Consider the following 1,597-nt stretch of genomic DNA (forward strand, 5'->3'; position numbering starts at 1 on the left):
TTGATACTCATTGAGCCTCCCCAATCAGCGTAACTTTTAGGCTACTCTGATAGGTGACAAAACCAACGGAGAAGCTCAATGAACTTTTATACTAATACACATCCTTACTATTGTGGAATAGATTTACACGCACGCTTACTTTACGTATGCATTATTGATGATAAAGGTGAGGTACTTGTCCATAAAAAAGTAAAGGATTCACCCGAACAATTGCTGGCTTTATTAACTCCTTATTTAGGCAATATCATTGTGGGCGTGGAATGTATGCACTGTTGGTATTGGGTAAGTGACTTCTGTCGGCAACACAATATAGATTTCGTATTAGGTCATGCCTTGTATATGAAAGCCATTCATGGCGGTAAAACCAAAAATGATAAAATTGATTCATTTAAAATTGCTAAATTGTTACGTGGTGGCAATTTCCCCTTAGCATACAACTACCCCAACGAATTACGGGCTACCCGTGATTTACTTCGCCGCCGTACCAAACTTGTACGCTTTGGCGCGGACTTAAAAGCACATGTATCAAATACCGTGAGTCAATACAATTATCCTGCTCATTCCCTTAATTTACGTTATCCAAAGTCTCGTGAAAAAATGTCTAACGTCTTTGATGATATATCCGTACAGCGCAACATCGATATTGATTTACACATAGTCGGTCATATTGAAACAGAGTTACGCCAGGTTGAATGGTTTATTGAAAAACAAGCCAAACAACATAACGCTAAAGACTATTACTTACTCAAATCTATTGCTGGGGTAGGACAAATCCTCGCTCTCACCATCCTATATGAAATCGGTGATATTGAACGCTTTGAAAGCGTTCAAAAGTTCGCTTCTTACTCTCGATTAGTCAAATGTAAAGCTGAGTCAGCGGGTAAAACCTATGGTACTCAAGGCAACAAAATTGGCAATGCTCATCTCAAGTGGGCGTTCTCAGAAATGGCTGTACTTTACCTACGGGGTAATGACAAAGCTCAGGCCTATTTAAACAAATTACAAAAACGCATGAGTAAAGCAAAAGCCTTATCTGCATTGGCACATAAACTCGGTCGCTGCGTTTACTTCATGTTGAAACGTCAAAAGGTATTTGATGAAAGTCGATTTCTAGCAGGTTAGTCACGTCATTCGGTGAGCTGAACGTCTAACTAGCACCTTATGCAGAGTATGTGAAAACGTGAGTGAATTCGTCACTGGTTTAACACCTCTTATCTCGTTTATATACCACCGCTAGGTAACTACCCGGCTTGATTAGACACTGAATGGGCGTGCATCAATACTTTGCGCTAAATCGCTTACACCTGGCCTGAGCCTGAAACTAACTGGTGGAAATATCCAACCTTCATTTTGAATAGAGCCAGTGCTGGGTTAACCGATGAATGTCTAGTGCCCCTGCTTGCAATAAGGAATTTGAAAAAGCAGGCTGCGATGAGATCGCATAAGAGAGCCTCTATATGTGTTTGCTGTAGGCGATATCCTAACAGTCACAATGACAGATGAAGTAAACGGCTTAGCCCAAAGATTTGGATTGATCTGAAAAATAGATCAAAAGCACACTAGTACCTATTGACTAACCGGAGGCTCATATGTGTTA

At 40.5% G+C, this 1,597-nt stretch carries 1 protein-coding gene; it reads left to right on the plus strand.

Features of this window, described 5'->3' with window-relative positions; all coding sequences use genetic code 11:
- Nucleotides 1–78: 78 nt before the first annotated feature.
- Complete coding sequence (locus tag KO530_RS06110) at nucleotides 79–1,122, plus strand: IS110 family transposase (protein ID WP_216047532.1); 1,044 nt, start codon at nucleotides 79–81, stop codon at nucleotides 1,120–1,122.
- Nucleotides 1,123–1,597: the final 475 nt, after the last annotated feature.

Source organism: Aliiglaciecola lipolytica (assembly GCF_018860635.1).
In the GTDB taxonomy this organism is placed as follows: Bacteria; Pseudomonadota; Gammaproteobacteria; order Enterobacterales; family Alteromonadaceae; genus Aliiglaciecola; species Aliiglaciecola lipolytica_A.